The organism is Tessaracoccus sp., from assembly GCF_016714275.1.
Lineage (GTDB): Bacteria > Actinomycetota > Actinomycetes > Propionibacteriales > Propionibacteriaceae > Arachnia.
This window is the reverse complement of sequence record NZ_JADJNP010000002.1, coordinates 813,786-836,446: the sequence shown is the minus strand read 5'-3', so window position 1 is coordinate 836,446 and position 22,661 is coordinate 813,786. Positions and strand designations below refer to the sequence as shown.

The 22,661-nt window shown below is 70.2% G+C and carries 19 protein-coding genes and 1 tRNA gene; 11 read left to right on the top strand and 9 right to left on the bottom strand.

From position 1 onward, the window contains the following. The first annotated feature begins 8 nt into the window (after nucleotides 1-8). Together IPJ61_RS12540 and IPJ61_RS12535 are read left to right on the top strand one after the other, a co-directional pair. Entirely contained in the window at nucleotides 9-1,094 is a 1,086-nt protein-coding gene (locus tag IPJ61_RS12540; RefSeq protein WP_297107809.1) for an S-(hydroxymethyl)mycothiol dehydrogenase, read from the top strand. Continuing rightward, nucleotides 1,091-1,696, top strand: coding sequence for an MBL fold metallo-hydrolase (locus tag IPJ61_RS12535; RefSeq protein WP_297107805.1), 606 nt, complete (start codon nucleotides 1,091-1,093; stop codon nucleotides 1,694-1,696). The genes IPJ61_RS12540 and IPJ61_RS12535 overlap by 4 nt, the downstream gene beginning before the upstream one ends. Here the strand turns inward: IPJ61_RS12535 and IPJ61_RS12530 are convergent. Further along, nucleotides 1,693-2,508 carry an aldose epimerase family protein gene (locus tag IPJ61_RS12530; protein ID WP_297107801.1) on the bottom strand — a complete coding sequence of 272 codons (816 nt, stop codon included), beginning with the start codon at nucleotides 2,506-2,508 and terminating at the stop codon, nucleotides 1,693-1,695. The genes IPJ61_RS12535 and IPJ61_RS12530 overlap by 4 nt on opposite strands. Before the next feature lie 40 nt (nucleotides 2,509-2,548). Here IPJ61_RS12530 and IPJ61_RS12525 point away from each other — a divergent pair, with 40 nt between their 5' ends. The 4 genes from IPJ61_RS12525 to tkt all read left to right on the top strand — a co-directional run bounded on the left by IPJ61_RS12525 (nucleotide 2,549) and on the right by tkt (nucleotide 6,153). Continuing rightward, nucleotides 2,549-3,061 (top strand): GNAT family N-acetyltransferase, encoded by a 513-nt coding sequence (locus IPJ61_RS12525; RefSeq protein ID WP_297107798.1) that lies wholly within the window; start codon nucleotides 2,549-2,551, stop codon nucleotides 3,059-3,061. 26 nt (nucleotides 3,062-3,087) lie between these two features. Further along, nucleotides 3,088-3,591, top strand: a complete 504-nt coding sequence (locus IPJ61_RS12520) for a phosphoribosyltransferase (protein ID WP_297107795.1) — start codon at nucleotides 3,088-3,090, stop codon at nucleotides 3,589-3,591. Between the two features lie 4 nt (nucleotides 3,592-3,595). Continuing rightward, nucleotides 3,596-3,805 (top strand): hypothetical protein, encoded by a 210-nt coding sequence (locus IPJ61_RS12515; protein WP_297107792.1) that lies wholly within the window; start codon nucleotides 3,596-3,598, stop codon nucleotides 3,803-3,805. Between the two features lie 290 nt (nucleotides 3,806-4,095). Next, on the top strand, nucleotides 4,096-6,153 hold the full coding sequence (tkt, locus tag IPJ61_RS12510; RefSeq protein ID WP_297107789.1) for a transketolase: 2,058 nt from the start codon (nucleotides 4,096-4,098) through the stop codon (nucleotides 6,151-6,153). A 159-nt stretch (nucleotides 6,154-6,312) separates the two neighbouring features. On the opposite strand, the gene selB is transcribed toward tkt, so the two are convergent. From selB to IPJ61_RS12495, 3 genes are all read right to left on the bottom strand, one after another. Further along, nucleotides 6,313-8,151 (bottom strand): selenocysteine-specific translation elongation factor, encoded by a 1,839-nt coding sequence (selB, locus tag IPJ61_RS12505; RefSeq protein ID WP_297107786.1) that lies wholly within the window; start codon nucleotides 8,149-8,151, stop codon nucleotides 6,313-6,315. 3 nt (nucleotides 8,152-8,154) lie between these two features. Further along, entirely contained in the window at nucleotides 8,155-9,483 is a 1,329-nt protein-coding gene (gene selA, locus IPJ61_RS12500; RefSeq protein ID WP_297107782.1) for an L-seryl-tRNA(Sec) selenium transferase, read from the bottom strand. Between the two features lie 23 nt (nucleotides 9,484-9,506). Next, nucleotides 9,507-9,601: transfer RNA gene (locus IPJ61_RS12495), tRNA-Sec, on the bottom strand. A 32-nt stretch (nucleotides 9,602-9,633) separates the two neighbouring features. Here IPJ61_RS12495 and selD point away from each other — a divergent pair. After that, nucleotides 9,634-10,623: a selenide, water dikinase SelD gene (gene selD, locus IPJ61_RS12490; protein ID WP_297107781.1), complete on the top strand. Its 990-nt coding sequence runs from the start codon at nucleotides 9,634-9,636 to the stop codon at nucleotides 10,621-10,623. A gap of 25 nt (nucleotides 10,624-10,648) precedes the next feature. Here selD and IPJ61_RS12485 read toward each other — a convergent pair whose 3' ends face one another. The 5 genes from IPJ61_RS12485 to fdnG all read right to left on the bottom strand — a co-directional run bounded on the left by IPJ61_RS12485 (nucleotide 10,649) and on the right by fdnG (nucleotide 17,604). After that, a complete protein-coding gene (locus IPJ61_RS12485) occupies nucleotides 10,649-11,566 on the bottom strand; it encodes a hypothetical protein (protein WP_297107779.1) in 918 nt (305 codons plus the stop codon). Then, the gene (locus tag IPJ61_RS12480; RefSeq protein WP_297107777.1) at nucleotides 11,559-12,050 is read right to left on the bottom strand and encodes an RNA polymerase sigma factor; all 492 of its coding nucleotides are present in this window, start codon (nucleotides 12,048-12,050) and stop codon (nucleotides 11,559-11,561) included. Before IPJ61_RS12480 ends, IPJ61_RS12485 begins: the two co-directional genes overlap by 8 nt. Nucleotides 12,051-12,137: 87 nt before the next feature. Beyond that, nucleotides 12,138-13,232, bottom strand: coding sequence for an NrfD/PsrC family molybdoenzyme membrane anchor subunit (nrfD, locus tag IPJ61_RS12475; RefSeq protein WP_297107775.1), 1,095 nt, complete (start codon nucleotides 13,230-13,232; stop codon nucleotides 12,138-12,140). Beyond that, the gene (locus IPJ61_RS12470; RefSeq protein WP_297107772.1) at nucleotides 13,229-14,323 is read right to left on the bottom strand and encodes a 4Fe-4S dicluster domain-containing protein; all 1,095 of its coding nucleotides are present in this window, start codon (nucleotides 14,321-14,323) and stop codon (nucleotides 13,229-13,231) included. The genes nrfD and IPJ61_RS12470 overlap by 4 nt, the downstream gene beginning before the upstream one ends. After that, nucleotides 14,320-17,604, bottom strand: coding sequence for a formate dehydrogenase-N subunit alpha (gene fdnG / locus IPJ61_RS12465; protein ID WP_297107769.1), 3,285 nt, complete (start codon nucleotides 17,602-17,604; stop codon nucleotides 14,320-14,322). The genes IPJ61_RS12470 and fdnG overlap by 4 nt, the downstream gene beginning before the upstream one ends. 98 nt (nucleotides 17,605-17,702) lie before the next feature. Between fdnG and IPJ61_RS12460 the strand changes: the two genes are divergently transcribed. The 4 genes from IPJ61_RS12460 (at nucleotide 17,703) to dapC (ending at nucleotide 22,630) form a co-directional block, all read left to right on the top strand. Beyond that, entirely contained in the window at nucleotides 17,703-19,379 is a 1,677-nt protein-coding gene (locus IPJ61_RS12460; protein WP_297107767.1) for a S49 family peptidase, read from the top strand. 77 nt (nucleotides 19,380-19,456) lie between these two features. Next, nucleotides 19,457-21,172, top strand: coding sequence for a VanW family protein (locus tag IPJ61_RS12455; RefSeq protein WP_297107764.1), 1,716 nt, complete (start codon nucleotides 19,457-19,459; stop codon nucleotides 21,170-21,172). A gap of 43 nt (nucleotides 21,173-21,215) precedes the next feature. Further along, complete coding sequence (gene fdxA, locus IPJ61_RS12450) at nucleotides 21,216-21,536, top strand: ferredoxin (RefSeq protein WP_297107761.1); 321 nt, start codon at nucleotides 21,216-21,218, stop codon at nucleotides 21,534-21,536. Continuing rightward, nucleotides 21,536-22,630: a succinyldiaminopimelate transaminase gene (gene dapC / locus IPJ61_RS12445; protein ID WP_297107758.1), complete on the top strand. Its 1,095-nt coding sequence runs from the start codon at nucleotides 21,536-21,538 to the stop codon at nucleotides 22,628-22,630. Before fdxA ends, dapC begins: the two co-directional genes overlap by 1 nt. The last annotated feature ends 31 nt before the right edge of the window (nucleotides 22,631-22,661 follow it).

Genomic DNA, 22,661 nt, shown 5'->3' with positions numbered 1-22,661 from the left:
TGGCATCCATGCAGGAAGTCAAAGGCGTCGTCGCCCGCGCCAAGGGCGCCCCGGTCACACTCGAAACCATCATCGTCCCGGACCCCGGGCCCGGTGAGGCCGTCGTCGCCATCCAGGCATGCGGCGTGTGCCACACCGACCTCCACTATCGTGACGGCGGGATCAACGACGAGTTCCCGTTCCTCCTCGGCCACGAGGCGGCGGGGATCGTCGAAGCGGTCGGCGAGGGTGTCACCAACGTGAAGCCCGGTGACTTCGTGGTCCTCAACTGGCGCGCGGTGTGCGGCGACTGTCGCGCGTGCCGCCGCGGAGAACCCCAGTACTGCTTCTCGACCTTCAACGCCACGCAGAAGATGACGCTCGCCGACGGCACCGAGCTCAGCCCGGCGCTCGGCATCGGGGCCTTTGTGGAGAAGACGCTCGTCCACTCCGGCCAGTGCACCCTCGTCGACCCGGAGGCGCGCGCGGCCGCCGTCGGCCTGCTCGGCTGCGGCGTCATGGCGGGCCTCGGCGCAGCCATCAACACCGGCGGTGTCGCACGCGGAAAGTCCGTGGCGGTCATCGGCTGCGGCGGCGTCGGCTGCGCGGCCATCGCGGGCTCGGCGCTCGCCGGCGCGGGCACGATCATCGCCGTCGACCTCGACGACAGGAAGCTCGAGCGGGCGACGGATCTCGGCGCCACGCACACCGTCAACTCCGGCCGGGTTGACGCCGTCGAGGCCATCCGCGAGCTCACGGGCGGCTTCGGCGCGGACGTCGTGATCGACGCCGTCGGAATCCCGCAGACCTGGAAGCAGGCCTTCTACGCCCGCGACCTTGCGGGCACCGTGGTTCTCGTCGGCGTTCCGCACCCCGACGCGAAGGTCCCCGACATCCCGCTGATCGACGTGTTCGGCCGCGGTGGGGCGCTGAAGTCCAGCTGGTACGGCGACTGCCTGCCGTCGCGGGACTTCCCGATGCTCGTCGACCTCTACCGCCAGGGCCGGCTGGACCTCGACGCCTTCGTCACCGAGGAGATCGGCCTGGGTGACGTCGAGGAGGCCTTCGAGAAGATGCACGGCGGCGACGTGCTGCGCTCGGTGGTGCTGCTGTGACCATCACGCACGCTGTCACGAGCGGAACCTTCTCGCTGGACGGACAGACGTTCGACGTCGACAACAACGTCTGGATCGTCGGCGACGACCGCGAGGTGATCGTCATCGACGCCCCGCACGACGTCGACGCCATCCTGGATGCCGTCGGTGGCCGTCGCGTGCTGGCCATCGTGTGCACGCACGCGCACGACGACCACGTCCGGTTCGCCCCGGAGCTCGCCGACCGCACGGGTGCGCCCATCTGGCTACACCCGGCCGACGAGCCGGTCTGGCGGTTGACGCACCCGGACCGACGCTGGGACCACGACCTCGTCGACGGGCAGGAGTTCGCCGTGGGCCCCGCGACGCTGCAGGTCCTGCACACGCCGGGCCATGCGCCGGGTGCGGTGTGCCTGTACTCGCCGACGCTTGGCTGCGTCTTCACCGGCGACACACTGTTCAACGGCGGCCCCGGCGCCACCGGGCGCTCGTTCAGCAGCCGTCCACTGATCGAAGAGTCGATCCGGGCGCGCCTTTTCGCGCTGCCCGACGACACCGTGGTCCACACCGGTCACGGCGACGACACGACGATCGGCGCCGAGGCGGAGCGGCTGGGCCGCTAGGCCGCGATCCGCAGGCTGAGGCCGACCTCGATCGTCTCGCCCGCGGGAATACGGCGCCCGAGGGCGCCGTACTCGACGCACACGAAGCCTGCCCACTCCTCATCCGGGACCTTCGGGCTGCCCGGTCCCGGGTTCCACAGCACGACGGTGTCCGCGCCCGCGCCGTCGAGCAAGAGTCCCGCGTGAGGGAGCGTGACCGACCGCGCCCCGGCGTAGACGCGGTCGACGGGTCCGGCGGCCGGCACGGGCGCGGCGTCGACGCCGTCGGTCCCCGTCGCGTAGTCGTGGAACGGGATCCCTGCGAGGCTGTCGATCGTCTCCTCCCGCGCGTCCGTCGCAAAGTAGGGATGGAAGACGGCGTCGACGACGGCATCGGCGGTGGGGCTCGCGATCGTCAGGGTCAGGGTGAGGGCCTTCTCGTCGGCGGTGACGTCGAGGCGGTAGGAGAGGTCGCGGGGGAAGCGTTCCGTGCCCTGGAGGTGCGCGGTCGCCGTCGCGTCGGTGCGTAGCGCCACCCGCGCCCCCGTCGCGTCCGCGAAGGAGTCGACGACTTCCCACCGCGTGCGCGACACCAGGCCGTGGCCCCACGGGACGGTCCAGCCGCTGCCGACCGCCTGCCCGAACCACGGTGTGCAGAGGGGGATGCCGCCGTGCCACATCCGGCCCTGGGTGAGGTCGGCGTCGCGGCTGGTGAACAACCGCTCGACACCACCCGGTTGCCAGGACGACACCGTCGCCCCCTGTCGCTGCACGGTGAGGGAGCCCCAAGGGCCTGTGAGGCGGACGGCATCCTGAGTGATTGGCGTTGTCATATGGCAAACGTTGCCCTGCACCAGCACTAGGATGCAACGCATGCCGACCATTCGCCCCGCCCGTCAGAGCGATCTCCCGGACATCACGGCGATCTACAACGACGCCGGGGTCGGCACCACCGCCTCGTGGGCCCTCGAACCCGTCACCCTGGAGGACAGGAACGCCTGGTTCGCACGGTTGACCGCCGCCGACTGCCCGGTACTTGTCCTCGTGACCGACGACGGCGCTGTCTCCGGGTTCGCCAGCTACGGTCCGTTCCGTACGCTCGCCGGCTGGGCGCCGACGGTGGAACACAGCATCTATATCGCTGAGGGGAAGCGGGCCTCGGGCGGCGGCCGGATGCTGATGAACGCGCTGATCGACTACGCGAGCGGACGCGGCGTCCACGTCATGGTCGGCGTGATCGATGCCGACAACGAGAAGTCCATCGCCTTCCACCGCCGCCTCGGCTTCGAGGAGACGGGGCGACTGCCGCAGGTGGGCCGCAAGTTCGGCCGTTGGCTCGACGCGGTTTTCATGACGAGAGTCTTCGACGGACCTGCCCCCGACTGACGGGGACGCACCACTAGCATGACGCCATGGCTTACCACGCTGACTCGAGCGACCTGGACACCAAGGAGATCCTGACCTGGGAGGGACTGGGGACGGCGAACCGTGAGCTCGCACAGGACATCGCGAACTCGGGCTTCGAGCCCGACGTCATCATCGCGGTCGCGCGCGGCGGTCTTTGCCTCGCGGGCGCCCTGACCTACGCGCTGGGGGTCAAGCTCTCCGACGCGATCAACGTCGAGTTCTACACCGACGTCAACCAGACCCTTCCGGACCCGGTGCTGCTCGCCCCGATGCTGGACACCGAGTCCATCGCGGGCAAGCGGATCCTCGTCGTCGACGACGTCGCCGACTCCGGGCGCACGCTCGGCTTGGTGATCAAGCTGCTGCGAGGGTTCGGTGCGGAGGTGCGCTCGGCGGTTCTCTACTCGAAGCCGCGCACCCTCATCCAACCCGACTTCGTGTGGCGCGCCACCGACGACTGGATCGTCTTCCCCTGGTCCTCGGAGCCGCCCGTCACGAGGGAGGCGTAGGTACATGGCGGAGACACGCACGTTCGATCCCTCGGAGCCCGAGGGCATCCAGAAGCTGGTCCGCGAGGCGCTGGGAGAGTCCATCCGCCCCGTCGAGCCCGGTGGTCGGCAGAAGGGCGTCGGCGAGGACGATCGCATGGCGACGACGATCTCGGCCGCAGACCTGCCCGCCTCCTACGGCCCCAACATCATCTGGGCTGACGACGGCGAGTGAGCGTGACCGTTCACATCCCGTGTCCGAGGCATCACGGGGCTAGGGCCCTGCTCGCTACGGCCACCGCTTCCGCAACAGGCCCTGGTGCCGCGTGTCGGAAGTAGCTTGCGGTTTCTGGCGCCCCAGCGGCGCCTCGCTGCGTTCTCCTCGCTCGATGAACGACCAAGTGCTCCCTCGCTCGTCGGCCTTGCGATCCATCCACTGGGACACCAGAATCCATCAACCTACCTCCGACACGCGACACTAGGCCGCGATAGGGTTGGCCAAAACGAAGCAGTAAGGAAGAACACGTGACTATTGAGTGGACCGAACAGGACACCCGCGCGGTTGATACGGCCCGGATTCTGGCCGTCGACGCCGTCGAGAAGGTCGGCAACGGGCACCCGGGGACGCCGGTGTCGCTGGCTCCGGTGGCATATCTGCTCTATCAGAAGGTGATGAACATCGATCCTTCCGACGAGGGATGGATCGGCCGGGACCGGTTCGTTCTTTCGGCCGGTCACGCGTCGTTGACGCAGTACACGCAGCTGTACCTGGGCGGTCTCGGTCTTGAGCTGGGTGACATCGAGTCGTTGCGGACGTGGGGTTCGCTGACGCCGGGGCATCCGGAGTACGGTCACACGAAGTTCGTGGAGTGCACGACGGGTCCGTTGGGTGCGGGTATCTCGAACGCTGTGGGCATGGCGATGGCGGCCCGCCGCGAGCACGGCATCTTCGACCCGGAGACGCCGCTGGGTGAGTCCGTGTTCGACCACTACGTGTACACGATCGCCGGCGACGGGTGTCTTCAGGAGGGTGTCTCGTCGGAGGCGTCGTCGCTGGCGGCGACCCAGAACCTGGGCAATCTGGTGCTGATCTACGACGACAACCGCATCACCATCGAGGGCGAGACCGATATCTCGTTCACCGAGGATGCCGCAGCCAGGTACGAGGCGTACGGCTGGCACGTGCAGCACGTCGACTGGACCAACGGTGGGACCGAGTACAAGGAAGATGTCCAGGCGCTGTACGACGCGATCGAGGCGGCGAAGGCGGTCACGGACAAGCCGAGCTTCATCAAGCTGACCACGGTGATCGGATGGCCGCTGCCGAACAAGCAGGGCTCGCACTCGGTGCACGGCGCGAAGATCGGTGGCGACGAGATCGCCGCGATGAAGACCCTGCTCGGGTTCGAGCAGAAGCCGTTTGCCGTCGACAAGGATGCCGTTGCGCACGCGCGGGCGAGTCTTGCGGGCCGGGCCGCGACGGTGCGGGCCGAGTGGGACGTCAAGTTCGCGGAGTGGGCAGAGGCCAACCCGGAGGGCGTCACGCTGCTGCAGCGGGTTCAGGCCCGCAAGCTGCCCGAGGACCTGACGCTGCCGGTGTTCGAGGAGGGCAAGAAGTCGACCCGCGCCGCTTCCGGGGACGTGCTGTCCGCGCTTGCCGATCAGCTGCCGGAGTTGTGGGGTGGCTCTGCTGACTTGGCGGGGTCGAACAACACGACGATGAAGGGCGAGCCGAGCTTCCTGCCCGAGGTCCGTTCGACGAAGGAGTGGAAGGGCAACCCGTTCGGGCGGACCCTGCACTTCGGGATCCGCGAGCACGCGATGGGCGGCATCGTCAACGGGATCACGCTTTCCGGACTGACCCGGGCTTACGGTGGCACGTTCCTGGTGTTCGCCGACTACATGCGCCCCGCGGTGCGGCTCGCCGCGCTGATGGGTGTGCCGTCGATCTTCGTGTGGTCGCATGACTCGGTGGGTGTGGGCGAGGACGGCCCGACGCATCAGCCGATCGAACACCTCGCTGCGTTGCGCGCGATCCCCGGTCTTGACATCGTGCGCCCGGCGGACGCGAACGAGACCTCCGTCGCATGGGGCGAGATCCTGCGCCGCGCGTCCCGCCCGTCAGGCCTGATCCTTTCGCGCCAGGATCTTCCGACCATCGCCCGCGGTGACCGGTACGCCTCCGCCGAGGGCGTGGCCCAGGGCGCGTACGTGGTCAGCGAGGAACAGGGCGAGCTCCAGGTCATCCTGATCGCCACCGGTTCCGAGGTGGCCGTCGCGTTGGCGGCTCAGGACCAGCTCCAGGCCGACGGCATCGCGACCCGTGTGGTGTCGATGCCCTGCCAGGAGTGGTTCGACGAGCAGCCGGCCGAGTACCGCGAGTCGGTCCTGCCGGCCGCGGTCACCGCGCGCGTGAGCGTCGAGGCAGGCATCGCGATGGGGTGGACGAAGTACGTCGGCCCGGCCGGCGCATCGGTCAGCATCGAACACTTCGGTGCCTCCGCGTCGGGCAATAAGTGCTTCGAGGAGTTCGGCTTCACCGCCGACAACGTCGCCAACACCGCGAAGTCGCTGGTGAGCTGACCGCTGGTTGGGCAGATCGCGCCTCGGTGGGGATACTCACCGGGGCGCGATTGACGTCAGCGCGTGATGCCGGTTGAGTCGGTGGTGACCTGACCGCTGGTTGAGCCGGACCCGCGGCGCGAAGCGCCCAGGTCCGCGTCGAAACCAATGGACTTGTGGTCAGCTCTTAGCCATGCGGTGAACGGGATCGACACGACGAGTCCAACCACGAGCGTCGAGGTGCTCGAGCAGCGGGATGACGACGCGCCTCGTCGTGCCCAACGCCTGCCGGGCCTCGCTGGTGGTGAAGGGCTGGTCGAGTGTCGCCAGGCGTCGCATCGCGAGGGCCGGGCCCGTGGGCAGCAGGACTACCCGATCCGCGAGGCGGAGCAGGAGTCCGGCGCGCTCCGCGGCGGCGAGTTCGCGCGGTCCTAGGCCAAGCTCATCGAGTTCCTCGGCCTCTGGCGCGGCGAACGGGTCGGCGCGCAGCCGGCGTTCGACCTCGGCGACCGCGGACTCGGCCGATCCCAGGCCGACGATGTGGCCGTGTGGAACGAGCACTCCGCCCCGGGCCTCTAGCCCGGCGCGCTCGGCGACGAGTGGGAGCAGCACAGCGGCGGGCAGCGGCGGGATCTCGGACGGCGTGCCGAGGTTCTTCGACGGCGGCCTCAAGAGCAGATCGAGCGCGGCCCCCTGGGCAAGGCCGGGCGCAAGGGGGTCGTCCCGCAGCCGTGAGGTTGCGGCCGCCCACAGCGTCCTTGCCCAGCGGTCGAGCGTGACGGGGTCGACCCACCACGCGCCGTCGAGCGCGGAGACCAGGCCGTCGGGAACCTGCGCGAGCGCGGCGATGCCGAAGGCACGCAGCCGCTCGACGCGGATGGCGCCGCGGCGCCGCACCTCCGCGGCGGGATCGCCGGACTCGGCGAGGGCGGCAAGCGCCCGGGCCCGGCGCGCGCCGTCGCCGCGCCTGCTGAGGGCGGGGACGTCCACGTCGAGAACCAGGGCACCCGCGAGGACCGACGCGCTGCCTGGGTTGCGCAGCACGAACCGGTCGCAGAGCTGCAGGGGGAGCGGGCGGGCGAGTGTGAGCCGGGCGTGGTCGTCATCGAACGGGCGTAGCCGCGCCTCGACGGCGGCGGCACCGATGTGGGCGACGAACTGCCGGGGTGCCTCGGTGAACGGAGTGCCGAGGGTGCGGCGGATGTCGACCGTGTCGACGATCACCCAGGCATCCGGCGTGACCAGTGCATCACCGCGGTGCACGGAGGGGGCCTCGACGTCGCGCAGGTTGACCGCGACTCGGGCGTGCGCCACCACCGCGGTCTCGGCGGCGTTGCGGCTCTGCAGTCCCCGCACGCCTACCGCGCGGAGGCCGTCGGGGGCGACGAGGAGCAGGTGGTCGCCCCGCCGCAGCGCGCCTGCTGTGAGGCTGCCGGTGATGACGGTGCCCGCGCCCTTGATGGTAAACGAGCGGTCGACCCACAGCCGCACCCGGGCGGCGGGGTCGGGAGCTGGTGCCGCGGCCAACACGTCGTCGAGCCGGTGCCGGAGATCGTCGAGGCCGATGCCCGTCGTCCCGGAGACCACCACGACCGGTGCGTCCTCCAACGGCGTCCCGGCGAGAGCGGATCGCGTCTCGGCAACGGTGTGCGGGACCAGATCCGGGGCGCGGTCGGCCCGCGTGACGACGACGATGCCGTGCCGGATGCCGAGCGCAGCAATCACGTCGCGATGGTCCGACGACTGCTCCTGCCAGCCCTTGTCGGCGGCCACCACGAAGCAGACCACCGGCGCCGGGCCGACGCCCGCGAGCATGTTGGCCAAGAAGCGCTCGTGCCCGGGAACGTCGACGAAGGCGACCTCGCGGCCCGACGGCAGCGTGGTCCAGGCGAAGCCGAGGTCGATGGTGAGCCCGCGCCGCCGCTCCTCCTCCCAGCGGTCGGGCTCCATGCCGGTGAGCGCCCGGACGAGGGTCGACTTGCCGTGGTCGACGTGGCCCGCCGTCGCGACGACGTACACGGCTCAGCGCTCGCCCGCGACGGCGATCAGCGCGGCGAGGAGTGCGCCGTCCTGATCCTCCGGCACGCAGCGCAGGTCGACGAGGCAGCGGTCCTGGTGCACCCGGCCGACGACGGCGTGCCGGCGCAATCGCTCGGCGTAGGCCTCCGGCAACTCGATCGCCCAGCCCGGCAACGGCCGGCCTGGGGCGCCGCCGCCCCCGACCCTTCCGTCGTGCGGCACCACCCTCGCCTCGGTGCCGACGACGGCGTTGAGCCCGTCTGCGACGGCGAGCGCTCGGCGACCGAGGGCGTCGGGGTCGGCATGCAGGAAGGTGGCGACGGGGGTGGCCGGCCCTCGGAGGGTCGCCTCGAGCGCCGCCAGGGCGAGCTTGTCGGCACGTACGGCACGCGCGAGCGGGTGCGTGGCAAGGCGTCCGATCGCATCGGTCCGCCCCAGCAGGATGCCCGCCTGGGGACCGCCGAGCAGCTTGTCTCCGCTCGCGATCACGACGTTGGCCCCGGCGCGGAGCGCGCCGGTGATATCGGGCTCGTGGGGGAGCGCGGGGTCGGGGTCGATGAGCCCGCTGCCGAGGTCGACGACCAGCGGGATGCGGACACCGCGCGCCGCGGCGTGCTCGTCGAGCAGCCCCCGAAGGGCCGCGACGCCGACGTCGGAGGTGAATCCAGTGACGCGGAAGTTGCTGGTGTGCGCCTTGACGACGCAGCCGGTCTCGGGGCCGAGCACTCGCGCGTAGTCGGCCGGATGGGTGCGGTTGGTGGAGCCGACCTCGCGCAGGCGCGATCCCGTGGTCTCCATCAGGTCGGGCAGCCGGAACCCGGCGCCGATCTCGATCAGCTCGCCGCGGCTCACCACGATCTCGCGCCCGCCGCCGAGCGCCGTGACCGCGAGCAGCAGCGCCGCCGCGCCGTTGTTGACGATCAGCGCGGCCTCCGCCGCGGGACACGCCGCGAGCAGTGCCCGGTGTGCGCCGGCGCCGCGAGGCCCGCGCTTGCCGGTTTCGAGGTCGAGTTCGATGTCCGCGTAGCCTGCGGCCCTGGTGAGCGCCTCGGCGGCCGCGGCGGAGAGCGGGGCCCGGCCGAGGTTGGTGTGTACGACAACCCCGGTCGCGTTCAGCACAGGGGTGATGGTGTCGGGCCGGCGCGCGTCCAGCTCGCGCCCCAGCGCCGCCGCGGCCTCTTCCGCCGCCAACCGGCCTTCGCGTACGCGCTCCTGCACCCGAGCGACGGCGTCGCGGATGGCTTGCTCGGCGAGTCGAGCCCTGGCAACGGCGACGATGGGCAGCGCGAGCAAGTGGTCAGTGCGCGGCACGCGCCGTCGCGGATCGTCCATCCTCGCTCCTCACCGCAAAAGGTTGGCGGAGGCGGACGGGAATCGAACCCGCCAGACCGAGATCCTCGGCCTCACCGGTTTTGAAGACCGGGACGCCCACCAGGACGCAGACGCCTCCGGGTAGGAGGCTACTAGGCGTAGCCTCAGCGAATGGAAACTGCACAGGACATCGGACGGCTGACCGGGTACGCGAGGGGCGGCGGGTGCGCCTGCAAGATCCCGCCGGGCGAGCTCGAGGACGCCGTGCGCGGGCTTGTCGGCCAAACCTCGCCGAGCGTGCTCGTCGGCCTCGACGACGGCGACGACGCTGCCGCGGTGCGTGTCCGCGACGACCTCGCGGTGCTGTCGACCGCCGACTTCTTCACCCCCGTCGTCGACGACCCGTACGACTGGGGGCGGATCGCCGCCGCGAACGCGCTCTCCGACATCTACGCGATGGGCGGCACGCCGATCACCGCGATCAACCTGGTGGGCTGGCCGCGGGAGAAGCTGCCCATGGCGATGCTGACCGAGGTGCTGCGGGGCGGCCTCGAGGTCGCCGCCGAGGCGGGGTGCCCGGTGACAGGCGGCCACTCGATCGACGATCCGGAACCCAAGTACGGCATGGCCGTCACGGGGGTCGCGAACCCCGCGGAGCTGATGCGCAACGACGCCGCGCGGCCAGGGCTGCCGATCACGCTGACAAAGCCGATCGGCGTCGGCGTGCTGAACAACCGGCACAAGCGCACCGGCGAGGCGTTCCCGCACGCCGTCGCGCAGATGGTGGCGCTCAACCGTGATGCCGCCCGAGCAGCCGTCACCGCCGGGGTGCGCGCAGCCACCGACGTCACCGGATTCGGCTTGTTGGGGCATCTGTTCAAGATGTGCCGGGCCTCGAGAGTCGGGGCCGTCATCGACGTGGCGGCCGTCCCTGTCATCGACGGTGCGAGGGAGTCGCTCGCCGAGGGCGTCGTCCCCGGCGGGTCGCGCCGCAACCTCGACTGGGTGCGTCCGCACCTCCACGTCGCGGACGTCTCGGACGACGACCTGATCCTGCTCGCGGATGCCCAGACCTCTGGGGGCTTGCTCGTCGTCGGCGAGCTGCCGGGTTACCCGGTGATCGGCGAGACGGTCGCGGGCGCCGGCATCCGTATCCGCTGATTCCTGCTCGCCCCGGGACGCGCCGCTACTTGTCGAGCAGGCTCAACAGCTCGGGGAGGACGGCGGGTACCTCGCACTGCTGCATGTCCGGGTCCTCGTTTGGGACGCAGTTCCAGTCGACGGGGAGGTCGCCGTTCTGGGCGGTGGTGCTCGTCCACAGGACGCGGGGACCGGAGCGGAGGACGACCGTTTCGCTGAACAGGCCGGACTCGTCTTCGCGGTAGCCGCTGGCGAGCACGCTGCTGAAATCGGTGTCCTCGCCGCGATCGAAGTCAGCGAGCTTCGTCTGGTCCTCGATCCGCGGGGTCATGCTGTCCGCGGTCAGCTGTTCGTCGCAGCCCTTCGCGCCGTCGCGGATGGCCTCGAAGCCGGTGATGGCCTCGTCGACGCTGGGGTAGCCCAGCACAACGACCCAGCGGTAGGTCGCGTCCGCGGTGTCTCCGCCGCCGAACTCCCGCACGAGTACCCGGTTCGGTGCGCCGACGGAGTCCGGTGCGCAGGCGCCAATGGGGGCGCCCTCGAGGCTCTCGCGTTCGTTGCTGATCCTGTCGACGTAGTCCGGGTGGTCGAACGCGAACAGCTCGGGCTTCGGCAGGTTGTCCCACGTCGGGGCGGGCGGGCCGGGGTTGTTCGGGTCCGGCATCGGAATCTCGGACGGGTCCTGGCTGGGGGTGGTCATCGGGTTCAGCGGAGACTGTGTAGTCGGAGTCGTGGGCCCGGGGACCTGTTCTGCCCATTGCGGCGTGCGGATGTTGTCGAACAGCGGGCTGTTCCACACGGTCACACCGCCGACGCTGAGGGCGAGGACGGCGGCGATGGCGCTGGTGGTGTGGCGGGTGGCGCGGCGGCGGTCGCCGTGGCGTCGGATCTCTGCTGGGGACAGCATGGGGGTCTCCTTTGCGGCGGTGGCGAGGTGGTCGAGTTGGGGGATGCGGTCAGGCATGGTGGGCCTCCAAGTCGGTGTTGAGGAGGCGGGCGAGGGTGGTGCGGCCTCGGGAGAGTCGGGCTTTGATGGTGCCGGTGGGTGAGCCGACTTCGTGGGCTACTTCGGCGACGGTGAGGTCGCAGAGGTGGTAGAGGACGATGGCTCGTCGTTGGTCGGCGGGGAGTTGCGCGAGGGCTGCGGCGACGGCGACGCGGTCGGGGCTGGGTTCGGCGACGGGTTGGGCCTGCAACGCGCGGTCGGGGGGTCGGAGGGCGCGGATGGTTTTGCGCCAGCGGCTGATGGCGAGGCGGTAGGCGGTGGTGCGGATCCAGGCTTCTGGGTTGTCCGTGTGGTTGAGTGTTTGTCGTTTGTCCCAGGCGCGGATGAATGCTTCTTGTACGCAGTCTTGTGCTTCTGGCAGGTTGCCGCACATGGCGTAGATGTGTCCGACCAGGCGCGTGTATGAGTCGGTGTAGAGGTGGTCGAACTGTTCCTCGTTCATCTGGTTTTCCTCCCTTTGAGGAAGATACGCCTGAGCGACGAACCCGGTTGCATGCGAATTTGGGCACCCGCAGGGGGAGACGAGCTGCTACCCGGCCGTCGTGACGGAGTCGTCGACGACACCGGCGTCGCGGCGCTCCTTCAGGCGCTGCTTCTGGGGGACGACGACGTAGCGCGGATCCTTCGCGGAGTTCAGGCCCGCCTGGAGGACGCCGTAGCGGGTCAGCGCGGAGCCCGCGACTAGGGCGGCGCCGCTGATGACCGAAAGAGCACGGCTGCGGCCGGCGAACAGGGTGCCGATCCCGCCCGCGATCACCAGCCGCTTGCTCCATCGCAACAGCGCACCGGGCGTGCCGTCGTGCAGCGGCTCCGCCGCTACCTGGTCCATCCTGCGCTCCATCAGCTCGGAGGCGACCAGCTCCGCCGCGGCGCCCGTCACCGCGAGGATGCGGGCGGGGTGTGCGTCCTCGACGGGTGTGGTGATCATTGCGAGCCCACCGGAGGCGAGGCTGGCAGAGCCGACGAACACGAACGCGAGCTCGTCCTTCGCGGCGTTCCACGTCGGGTTCGCTGTGTCGGCCAGCAGCACGCCCGTGTAGGCGGCCAACGGCGCGGCGAGCGCGCCTGTGGCGACGCCGGCAGGCGTCGCCGCCCAGTGCAGCAGGCCACGCAGCGGGCCGAGCGGCGCGCGCCGACCGGTCATGTCGTCGACCTCTGCCGTCGCCGCGATGCCCGAAGCGGTCCCGAACGCGCCGAGGATCCAGGCGCCGACGCTCATCGGCGAGCTCACCTTGAACGTGCGGAACATGTTGAGGAACCGGGTGGGGCGGCCGAGGTCGCCGATCAGCGACGCAGACCCCCACACGGCCGCGGCCAACGCCGCGAGCCGCGAGTTCCGACGCAGCGTCTGGTTTCCGGTGAGCTGGCCGCCCACGCCGAGCAGCGCCGACCCGCCCGCGACCCCGCCGAGGAACAGGTACGTCGCGATCGGGTTGCCCCACGGCGGCGGCTTCACGATGGGCCGGTCGTAGTAGCTTTCGAACTCGGCCTCCGGCACCGTCGGCATCTCGCGCGAGCCGTCGGCAGCACCCGCGCCCCGGCCCGGCCCGCCGCGACGACGGCCCCGACCCCTGCGGCGGGCCTGCTCCGGTGGGCGGTAGGCGTCGAACTCGGATGTGCTCATCGTCGGCCTCCGGTCAGGAACGCAAGCGCCACCGCGCCCACCATGCCGAGCGCGGCGAGGCCCGCGCGTGCGTACATCCGCGGAAGATCCGCGGTCGCCACGCGCGGATCCGGCGGGAGGCCGTAGACCTCGGGCTCGTCCAGCAGCAGGAAGATCGAGCCGGTGCCGCCGACGCCGTCGTTCGGGTTCGCGCCGTAGAGCCGCGCCTCGGTGCGGCCCTGCGTGTGCAGCGTGCGCACCCGGGCGCGCGCCGCCTCGGCCAGCTCGTCGTGGTCGCCGAACGTGATCGACGTCGTGGGGCACGCCTTCGCGCAGGCGGGCGTCTCGGCGTCGGTCAGACGGTCGTAGCAGAGCGTGCACTTCTGCGCCACGCCGAGGTGCGGCGTCGGCGCCTGCGTCCCCGGCGTGAAGTCCGTGCTGCGGTCGTCGCCCTTGAGCTCGCGCAGCACGCGCAGGATGAGGCCCTCGTGCTGCCGCTCGACGACGCCCAGCTGGGTCCGGCCGTCGTCGCGGTGGCCGTCGGTGACGGGCGCCGCGATCCCGTCCGCGCGCCGTTCGATCACGCCGAACGGGCATCCGGCGACGCACGTGCCGCAGCCGTTGCAGACATCGGCCTGCACGACGACGGTGCCGAACTCCGTGCGGAAGAGCGCCCCCGTCGGGCACACGTCGAGGCATCCGGCGTTGGTGCAGTGCTTGCAGACGTCCGAGGACATCAGCCAGCGGAACTCGGGGGTTTCCGGCGGCGTCGTACCGGTAGGCGTATCCGGCCGTGCCGCGTCGTCGTCGGGGCGGAGCGTGGGCATGCCCAGCGCGACAAGCCGCCGCCCGCTCTCGCGTGCCGCCTCGATCTTTGCCTTGTCCTGCTCGATGAACGCGACATGCCGCCACGTGTCGGCGCCGAGCTGGCCCGTGTTGTCGTACGAGGACTCGGACAGCCGCCAGGTGGAGTCGGCCGGGTTGCGGTTCCACTCCTTGCACGCCACCTCGCAGGCCTTGCAGCCGATGCAGATCGACGTGTCGGTGAAGAAGCCCTTGCGGGGGTGCCTTTCGTGCTGCGCCGGCCGGTTCGTCGACTCCGTGAGGCTCATTCCGCGTCCCCCTCATCCAGCTTCTTCGCCTCGGCGGAGCCCTCGTGGGCCTGTACCGCGGAGGCCTCGTTCGGCGGGATGTCGCCGTGGTCTGCGTGCGGGCCCTCGTCGGCGTCGCTGATGCCGGTGGCGACCGTGAGGCCTGCGCGGCGCTGGTACTCGGCCACCAGTTCTGCCCGCGCCGCACCTCGGGGACGGCGCCCCGGCAGGACGGCACACGAGCCCACCTTCGACTCCTGGATCAGCACGTTCGGGTCCATGGCCATGCCGAGCAGGTCGTTGGCGGCGTCGCCGCTGACCACCGCGTCGCCGCCCACGCCCCAGTGGTACGGCAGGCCAACCTGGTGCACCGTTCTTCCGCCGATCCGCAGGGGCGTGACCCGGTCAGTGATCAGCACCCTCGCCTCGATGACGGCACGCGGCGAGACGATCGTCGCCCAGCCGTACGGCTCAAGGCCGCACTCCGCAGCCAGCTCCGGGGAGACCTCGCAGAACATCTCGGGCTGCAACTCGGAGAGGTACGGCAGCCACCGGCTCATGCCGCCCGCGGTGTGGTGCTCGGTCAGCCGGTAGGTGGTGAACGAGTACGGATAGACGTTCGCGCCCGGCTCCGCGCCGCTTGCCGCGCTGAGGTTGTCGGCGCTGTTCATGGTGATCCGCGTCGGCGAGCGCTGCTGGCCATAGACGGGGTTGACCACCGGAGACTCCTGCGGCTCGTAGTGCGTCGGCAGCGGCCCGTCGACCAGGCCCTTCGGTGCGAAAAGCCAGCCCTTGCCGTCGGACTGCATGATGAAGGCGTCGAGCCCAGAGAGCGCCGCCGGACCCCTCGCCCCGGGCTCCGGGCGGGCGTCGGGCGCGAGGCCGACGGGGAAGTCGGGCACGTCCGATCCCGTCCACCTCTGGCTCTCCTCGTCCCACCACACGTACCTCTTGCGCTCGCTCCACGGCCGGCCGGACGGGTCGGCTGACGCGCGGTTGTACAGGAGCCGACGGTTCGCCGGCCACGCCCAGGCCCAATCGCCGCCGTGTGGGTCCTGCGCCGTCTTGGCAGGGCGACGCGCCGCCTGGTTGACGTCGTCGGCGAAGACGCCCGCGTAGATCCAGCAGCCGCCCGACGTCGACCCGTCGGCGCGCATCTCGGTGAACGACGACAGTGGCCGACCGGCGGCCTCGCCGGTCAGGTGAGTGCCGTTGATCTCCCGCAGTACGGCCTCGGGGTCGGGATGACCGTGCTCGTCCAGCGGATAGTCCCAGGTGAGGTCGAGCAGCGGACGATCGCGCGGGTCTGTAGAGCCCGCCAGCCGTGCGCGGATGGCCACGCCCAGCTCGTAGAAGAACTCGAGCTCGCTCTGCGCCTGCCCCGGCGGCCGGACCGCCTGGTGGCGCCACTGCACCAGCCGCTGCGTCTGGGTGAACGTGCCGCTCTTCTCAACGTGGGTGGCGGCGGGCAGGAAGAAAACCTCGGTGGCGATGTCCTCGGTTCTGAGCTCGCCCGAGGCGATCTCGGGGCCGTCCTTCCACCACGTCGCCGACTCGATCAGCGCGAGGTCGCGCACGACGAGCCACTTCAGGTGCGACATGCCGAGCCGTTGCATCCGCCCGTGCGCGGAACCGACGGCAGGGTTCTGGCCCAGGAGGAAGTAGCCGTCGACCTCGTCGTCCATCATCCTGCCGACCGTCTGATAGGTACCCTGTGGGCCCGTGAGGCGGGGGAGGTAGTCGTAGGCGTAGCTGTTCTCGGGCGTCGCCGCCTCGCCCCACCAAGCCTTCAGCAGGCTGATGGTGTAGGCGTCGGCGTTGGCCCAGAAGCCCTTCTGCCCCGGCGAGGCCACGCCGTCGAGGTACCTGCGCAGCGTGGTCTTCTCGACGCTGGGCATGGGCAGGTAGCCGGGCAGCAGGTTGAACAGCGTCGGGATGTCGGTGGACCCCTGGATGCTGGCGTGCCCGCGCAGCGCCATGACGCCGCCACCGGGGCGGCCCATGTTGCCGAGCAGCAGCTGCAGGATGGCAGCCGTGCGGATGAACTGGGCGCCCATCGTGTGCTGCGTCCAGCCGACGGCGTACGCGAAGCATGTGGTGCGGTCGCGACCCGAGTTCTCGGTGACGGCGCGCGCGAGATATGCGAAATCGGCCTCGGAGATGCCGCAGGTGTCGGCGACCAGCTCGGGCGTGTACCGGGCGTAGTGGCGACTCAGGATCTGGAAGACGGTCCGCGGGTGCCGGAGCGTCTCGTCCCGGGCGAAGGCCTCGTCGGGCGTCGTGCCGTCGCCGGGCTGGTAGGCCCAGGAGGCGTTGTCGTACGTACCGGTGTCCGGGTCGTAGCCCGAGAAAAGGCCGTCGAGGTCCTCGGTGTCGAGGAAGTCCTCACCCACGATGGTCGCCGCGTTGGTGTAGGCGACCACATAGTCGCGGAACCAGAGGTCGTTGCTCAGCACGTAGTTGATCAGCGCGCCGAGCAGCACGATGTCCGAGCCCGCCCGGATCGGGATGTGCTTGTCGGCTACTGCGGAGGTGCGCGTGAAGCGCGGATCGACGTGGATGACCTTCGCGCCGCGTGCCTTGGCCTCCGCGACCCACTGGAACCCGACGGGGTGGCACTCGGCCATGTTGGAGCCCTGGATCACGATGCAGTCGGCGTTTGCCATGTCCTGGAGCGGCTGCGTCGCGCCGCCCCGGCCGAACGAGGCCCCCAAACTGGGAACCGTTGCGGAGTGTCAAATGCGGGCCTGGTTCTCGATCTGGATGGCGCCCGCCGCGGTGAACAGCTTCTTGATGAGGTAGTTCTCCTCGTTGTCGAGCGTCGCGCCGCCCAGCGAGGCGATCCCCATCGTCCTGCGCAGCGGCCGACCGTGCTCGTCGTGGTCCTGCCACCACTTCTTTCGCGCGTCGAGGAAGCGGTCGGCGATCATGTCGACGGCGCGCCTCAGCGGGATGCGTTCCCAGTCGGCGGCGTACGGCGCGCGGTACAGCACCTCGGTCTGCCGGTTCGGCGAGTTGACCAACTGCTCGCTGGCCGATCCCTTCGGGCAGAGGCGGCCGCGCGAGATCGGCGAGTCCGGGTCGCCCTCGATCTGGATGACCTTCTCGTCCTTGACGTAGACCTTCTGGCCGCAGCCGACGGCGCAGTAGGGGCACACGCTCTGCACGACCCGGTCGGCGGTCGCGGTGCGCGGTGTCGTCGCACGCGTCTGCGCGGACGTGACAGCCTCGCCTCGCCCGAACCGGTCGGACGAGCGCAACTGCCGAAACACCGGCCACTCGAGGGGTGTGAACCGCGCCATTTCGGCAGCCTAACGCGCCGTCGGCGTGGAGTCGAGGGTCGCGGACCTCGGATCTGGGCGTGCCCGCTCGGGTTGGATACGCTCCGTAAGCTGTCCGCATGGGCATCGCTGACGTGCTGGGGAAGATCGCCGGAGACAAGCCGGTCGTGCTGGAACTCGACCTTGCGAGGGGGGTGCTGGTCGCCAAGCCGTCGAACCCGTTCGAGGCCATCCAGGTCATCAACAGCCCGACGCTGAGTGCGCTGCGCACGAACCTGCGGGAGGCGGCCCACGACGACCGCGTCGTCGGCCTGATCGTGCACGCGGTGCCGTCCTCGGTGGAGCTGGCGCATCTCGAGGAGATCGCGGGGCTCGTCGAGGAGTTCGGCGCCACGAAGAAGACCATGGCGTGGGCCGAGTCCTTCGGGGAGCTGACCCATGGCCTCGCCGCCTACCTCGTCGCGTCTGCCGCGCAGGAGATCTGGCTGCAACCCACCGGCATGATGAGCGTGGAGGGCGTCGAACTCTCCCTCACCTTGCTGCGCGGCCTGCTGGAGAAGGTCGGCGTTGAGCCGCAGTTCGGGCAGCGCCACGAGTACAAGTCCGCGGCCAACACCTACGCGGCGGACCACGTCACCGGCCCGCACCGCGAGATGATGCAGCGGATCGGCCAGTCCCTCGTCGATGGCATTGTCGAGGCCATCGCGCGCCGCCGCGGCGTGGCCCCGGACATCGTGTGGGAGGCCGTCAACTCCTCGCCCGTCGCGCCCGACGACGCACTCCGGCTCGGGCTGATCGACCGCGTCGGCTACCGCGACGAGGCCTACACCTCCACCCTCGCCGAATGGGGAGCTGCTCCGGAGAACCTGCTGTTCACGCACCGCTACACCAGCCGCGCGCAGCTTGCCAAGAAGTTCAGGCCCGCGGGGGAAAAGGTCGCCGTTGTCACGCTGCGCGGCGCGATCGTGACCGGGCGTGGAGGAGGTTCTCCGCTGGGCGGGCAGGCCGCCGGGTCCGACGTCGTCGATGAGCACCTCCGCGCCGCGCTGCGCGACGACGACGTCAAGGCCGTGATCTTCGCCGTCGACTCGCCCGGCGGCTCCGCGGTCGCCTCGGACTTCATCCGCCGCTCCGTCGTGCGGCTGCGTGAGTCGGGCAAGCCCGTCGTCGCCCAGATGGGCACGGTCGCCGCCTCCGGCGGCTACTACGTCTCGATGGGTGCCGACGAGATCGTCGCGCAGGCTTCCACGCTGACCGGCTCCATCGGGGTGCTCGCCGGGAAGATGGTCACGGCAGGGCTGTACGACAAGCTCGGGCTCATCCGCGAGACCATCGACATCGGTGCCGCCGCCGGTACGTTCTCGCCGGCGCACCCGTTCTCTGACGACGACTGGGCCCGGCTGAACCGCTGGCTGGACCGCGTCTACCTGGACTTCACCACGCTCGCTGCCGGTGACCGCGGCATGGCCTACGACGATCTCGAGCGCCTGGCTCGCGGCCGGGTCTGGACGGGTGCCGACGCGCAGGAGCGCGGCCTCGTCGACCACATCGGTGGGCGGCGAGTTGCGCTCGAGCGCGTGTGCGCACTCGCCGGGCTCGACCCAGAAAAGGTCAAGGTCACCCGGGTCGGCGACCAGGGAATGCTCTCGATGCTGAAGCCCGCGGCGTCGAGCGAGAAGGCCCAGGGCGGCGCGAACGTGCCCGACGCCGAGTCGATGCTCACCGCACTGGCCGCGCGGGTCGGGATCGTCGGCACGGGAGCCCTCTCGATGGCCTGGCCGCTGCGGATCCGCTGACCGCCTTTTTAGGCTCTGGCTTGTCGCTTAAGTAGCATGAATGACCGATGCGGCAGCCGAGCCGCAAAGGGGTAGCTGTGAAGAAGTCTGGGAAGATCGCCGTCGGAGTGGGGATCGGAGTCGTCGCCGTGCTGGGCGCCGGCTACGTCGCGTCATACTTCGTCGCTGGCAATCAGGTCGCCGCGAAGGCGGCCGTCGACGGCGTCGCGATCGGCGGGCTCTCTCCCGCACAGGCCCGCGAGAAGCTCGTCGCGGAGCTAGGCGAGGCGGCTGAGCAGCCGATCACGCTGAAGACGGAGACGGCGTCCGCGCAGATCGTGCCCGCGGATGCGGGGTTGAGCATCGACTTCGACAAGACGGTCACCGAGGCGGGCGGCGGCTTCAGCTGGAACCCCTTCGAGATCATCAACACGCTTGCCGGGGGCCGCGAGACCACGCTCGTCCGTGTCGTTGACGACGCCGCCCTCACCTCCGCCGTGCAGGCGACGGCGGGGGAGTTCGCCGTCGACCCGCTCGACGGCACGCTGGCCTTCACGGACGGCGAGATCGACAGGACCGACGGCGTCGACGGCGTCGAGCTGAACGTCGAGGCTGCCACGGACGCCGTCGCCGACGCGTTCCGCGAAGGCCAGACGGAGGTGGCCGCCCCGACGGAGGCGACCCCGCCCGCGATCACCAACGCCATGCTCGACGAGGCCGTCGCCTCCTTCGCGGAGCCCGTTCTCAGCGGTCCGGTGACGCTGACGCTCGGTGAGAGGTCGATGGAGATCGCCCCGAAGACCCTCGCCGCGACCGCGAGCTTCGAGGCCGTTGACGGCAAGCTCGTCGGCTCGTTCGACGCCAAGGCCCTCTACAAGGCCACCGCCGACGATCGCAAGGACCTGAAACTCAAGGGTGCGAAGGACGCGGGCTTCACACTCAAGAGCGGCAAGGTCGTCGTTGTCCCGGCGAAGACGGGGCAGACCGTAGACCGGGACGCGTTCGTCGCCGCCGTCGAGACGGCAGCGGTCGCCACCGGCGATGCACGCACCGGCGAGCTCACGGCGGTCAAGAAGAAGCCGTCCTTCACCACGGAGGAGGCGGAGAAGCTGGCCGGCGACTTCGAGGTCATCGGCGAGTACACCACCTACTTCCCGCACGCCCCCTACCGCAACACGAACCTGAGCAGGGCCGCCGGGTCGGTCAACGGCACCGTGCTGATGCCAGACGAGATCTTCTCCCTCAACGACACGCTCGGCCCGCGCACCGCGGCCAACGGCTACGTTGACGGCTACGTCATCAGCGGCGGGCGCCTCGTGAAGGAGGCGGGCGGCGGCATCTCGCAGTCGGCCACCACGCTGTTCAACGCCGCGTTCTTCGCAGGATTCAAGGACATCGAGCACAAGCCGCACAGCCTGTACTTCGATCGCTACCCAGCCGGCCGCGAGGCGACGGTCTACTACGGAGCGCTGGACCTGCGCTTCCAGAACGACACCAAGTACCCCGCGCTTATCCAGGGCTACGTCAACCGCTCGTCGCCCGGCAACCGCGGCTCCATCACCTTCCGGATCTGGTCCAAGCGCACCTACGACAAGGTCGTCTCGACCGACCTCGTGAAGTCCGGCTTCTACAGCGGCCGCGAGCGCGTCATCACGGGAGATCCGAAGTGCGAGCCGCAAGCCCCCATCCGAGGCTTCACCGTGACGTGGAAGCGCTTGTTCTACAAGGACGGCAAGGTCGTTCGCTCAGAGCCGTTCTCGTGGAAGTACTCTGCTGGCGATCGCATCATTTGTGAGAAGCCGAAACAGGACTAGCAGGGGTAAACTGTGCTTGTCAGCCCCTGAAGGAGTGGAAACTGTGACCTACATCATCGGTCTGCCGTGCGTCGACGTGAAGGATCGGGCCTGTGTCGAGGAGTGTCCCGTCGACTGCATCTACGAGGGCAACCGGATGCTGTACATCCACCCCGAGGAGTGCGTCGACTGCGGCGCCTGCGAGCCGGTGTGCCCCGTCGAGGCGATCTACTACGAGGATGACGTGCCGGACGAGCAGGCCGAGTTCTACGACGTCAACGTCCAGTTCTTCGACGACATCGGCTCGCCCGGCGGTGCCGCGAAGCTCGGCGTGATCGACAAGGATCACCCTGTGGTGGAGGCGCTGCCCCCGCAGGCTGAGTGATGGCGCTCGCCGCGCGGCTTCCCGACTTTCCGTGGGACACGCTCGCCGACGCTCGTCGCGCCGCTGAGGCGCATGCCGACGGCATCGTCGATCTCTCGGTGGGCACCCCCGTCGACCCGACGCCCCGGCTCGCCATCGACGCGCTCGTCGCGGCAGGCGACTCGCCCGGCTACCCGACGGTGTGGGGCGACCCCGCGACGCGCGCCGCCATCCGCGGCTACCTCGAGCGCCGGTGGGCATCTGTCCCGCTGGCCGATGCCTCCGTCATGCCCGTGGTGGGTACCAAGGAACTCGTGGGGTGGCTGCCGACGCTGCTCGGCATCGGCGACGGCGCATCGGTCGTCTTCCCTGAGTGCGCGTACCCCACCTACGAGGTGGGTGCGCTGACGTCCGGCGCCCGCCCCGTCGCGCTGGACGACCCTGACGCTATCCCGGCGGACGCCCGCCTGATCTGGATCAACTCGCCGGCCAACCCCAGCGGCCGCATCCTCTCGCTGGACGAGATGCGCGCGTTCGTCGCCGCCGCCAGGCGCGTGGGCGCGGTGCTCGCCAGCGACGAATGCTACGGCGAGTTCGCGTGGGAGGCGGAGCCCTTCTCGGTGCTCGATCCCCGCGTCAACGACGGTGATCTCACAGGACTCCTGGCCGTCCATTCGCTGTCCAAGCGGTCGAACGCCGCCGGCTACCGCGCGGGCTTCGTCGCGGGCGATCCGGCGGTCGTGCAGGAACTTGTGGCCGCCCGTAAGCATCTCGGCATGATGCTGCCGCGCCCCATCCAGGCGGCGATGACCGCGCTGCTTGGCGATCAGGAGCATGTGGAGGAGCAGCGGTCGCGCTACCTGGCGCGCCGCGCGCTGCTGCGCCCTGCGCTAGAGGCGGCGGGGTTCCGCATCGATCACTCGGAGGGCTCGCTGTACCTGTGGGCAACGCGGGGCGAGGACTGCCGCGCATCGGTAGCCTGGCTGGCCGAGCGAGGGATCCTTGCAGCGCCCGGCGACTTCTACGGTCCCGCCGCCGCCCGCCATGTGCGGGTGGCGCTTACGGCCACCGACGAGCGGGTCGCCGCCGCGGCGGCGCGACTCACCGCTCCTTGATCCGACGCACGAGCGCCGGCGAGCCGTCGAG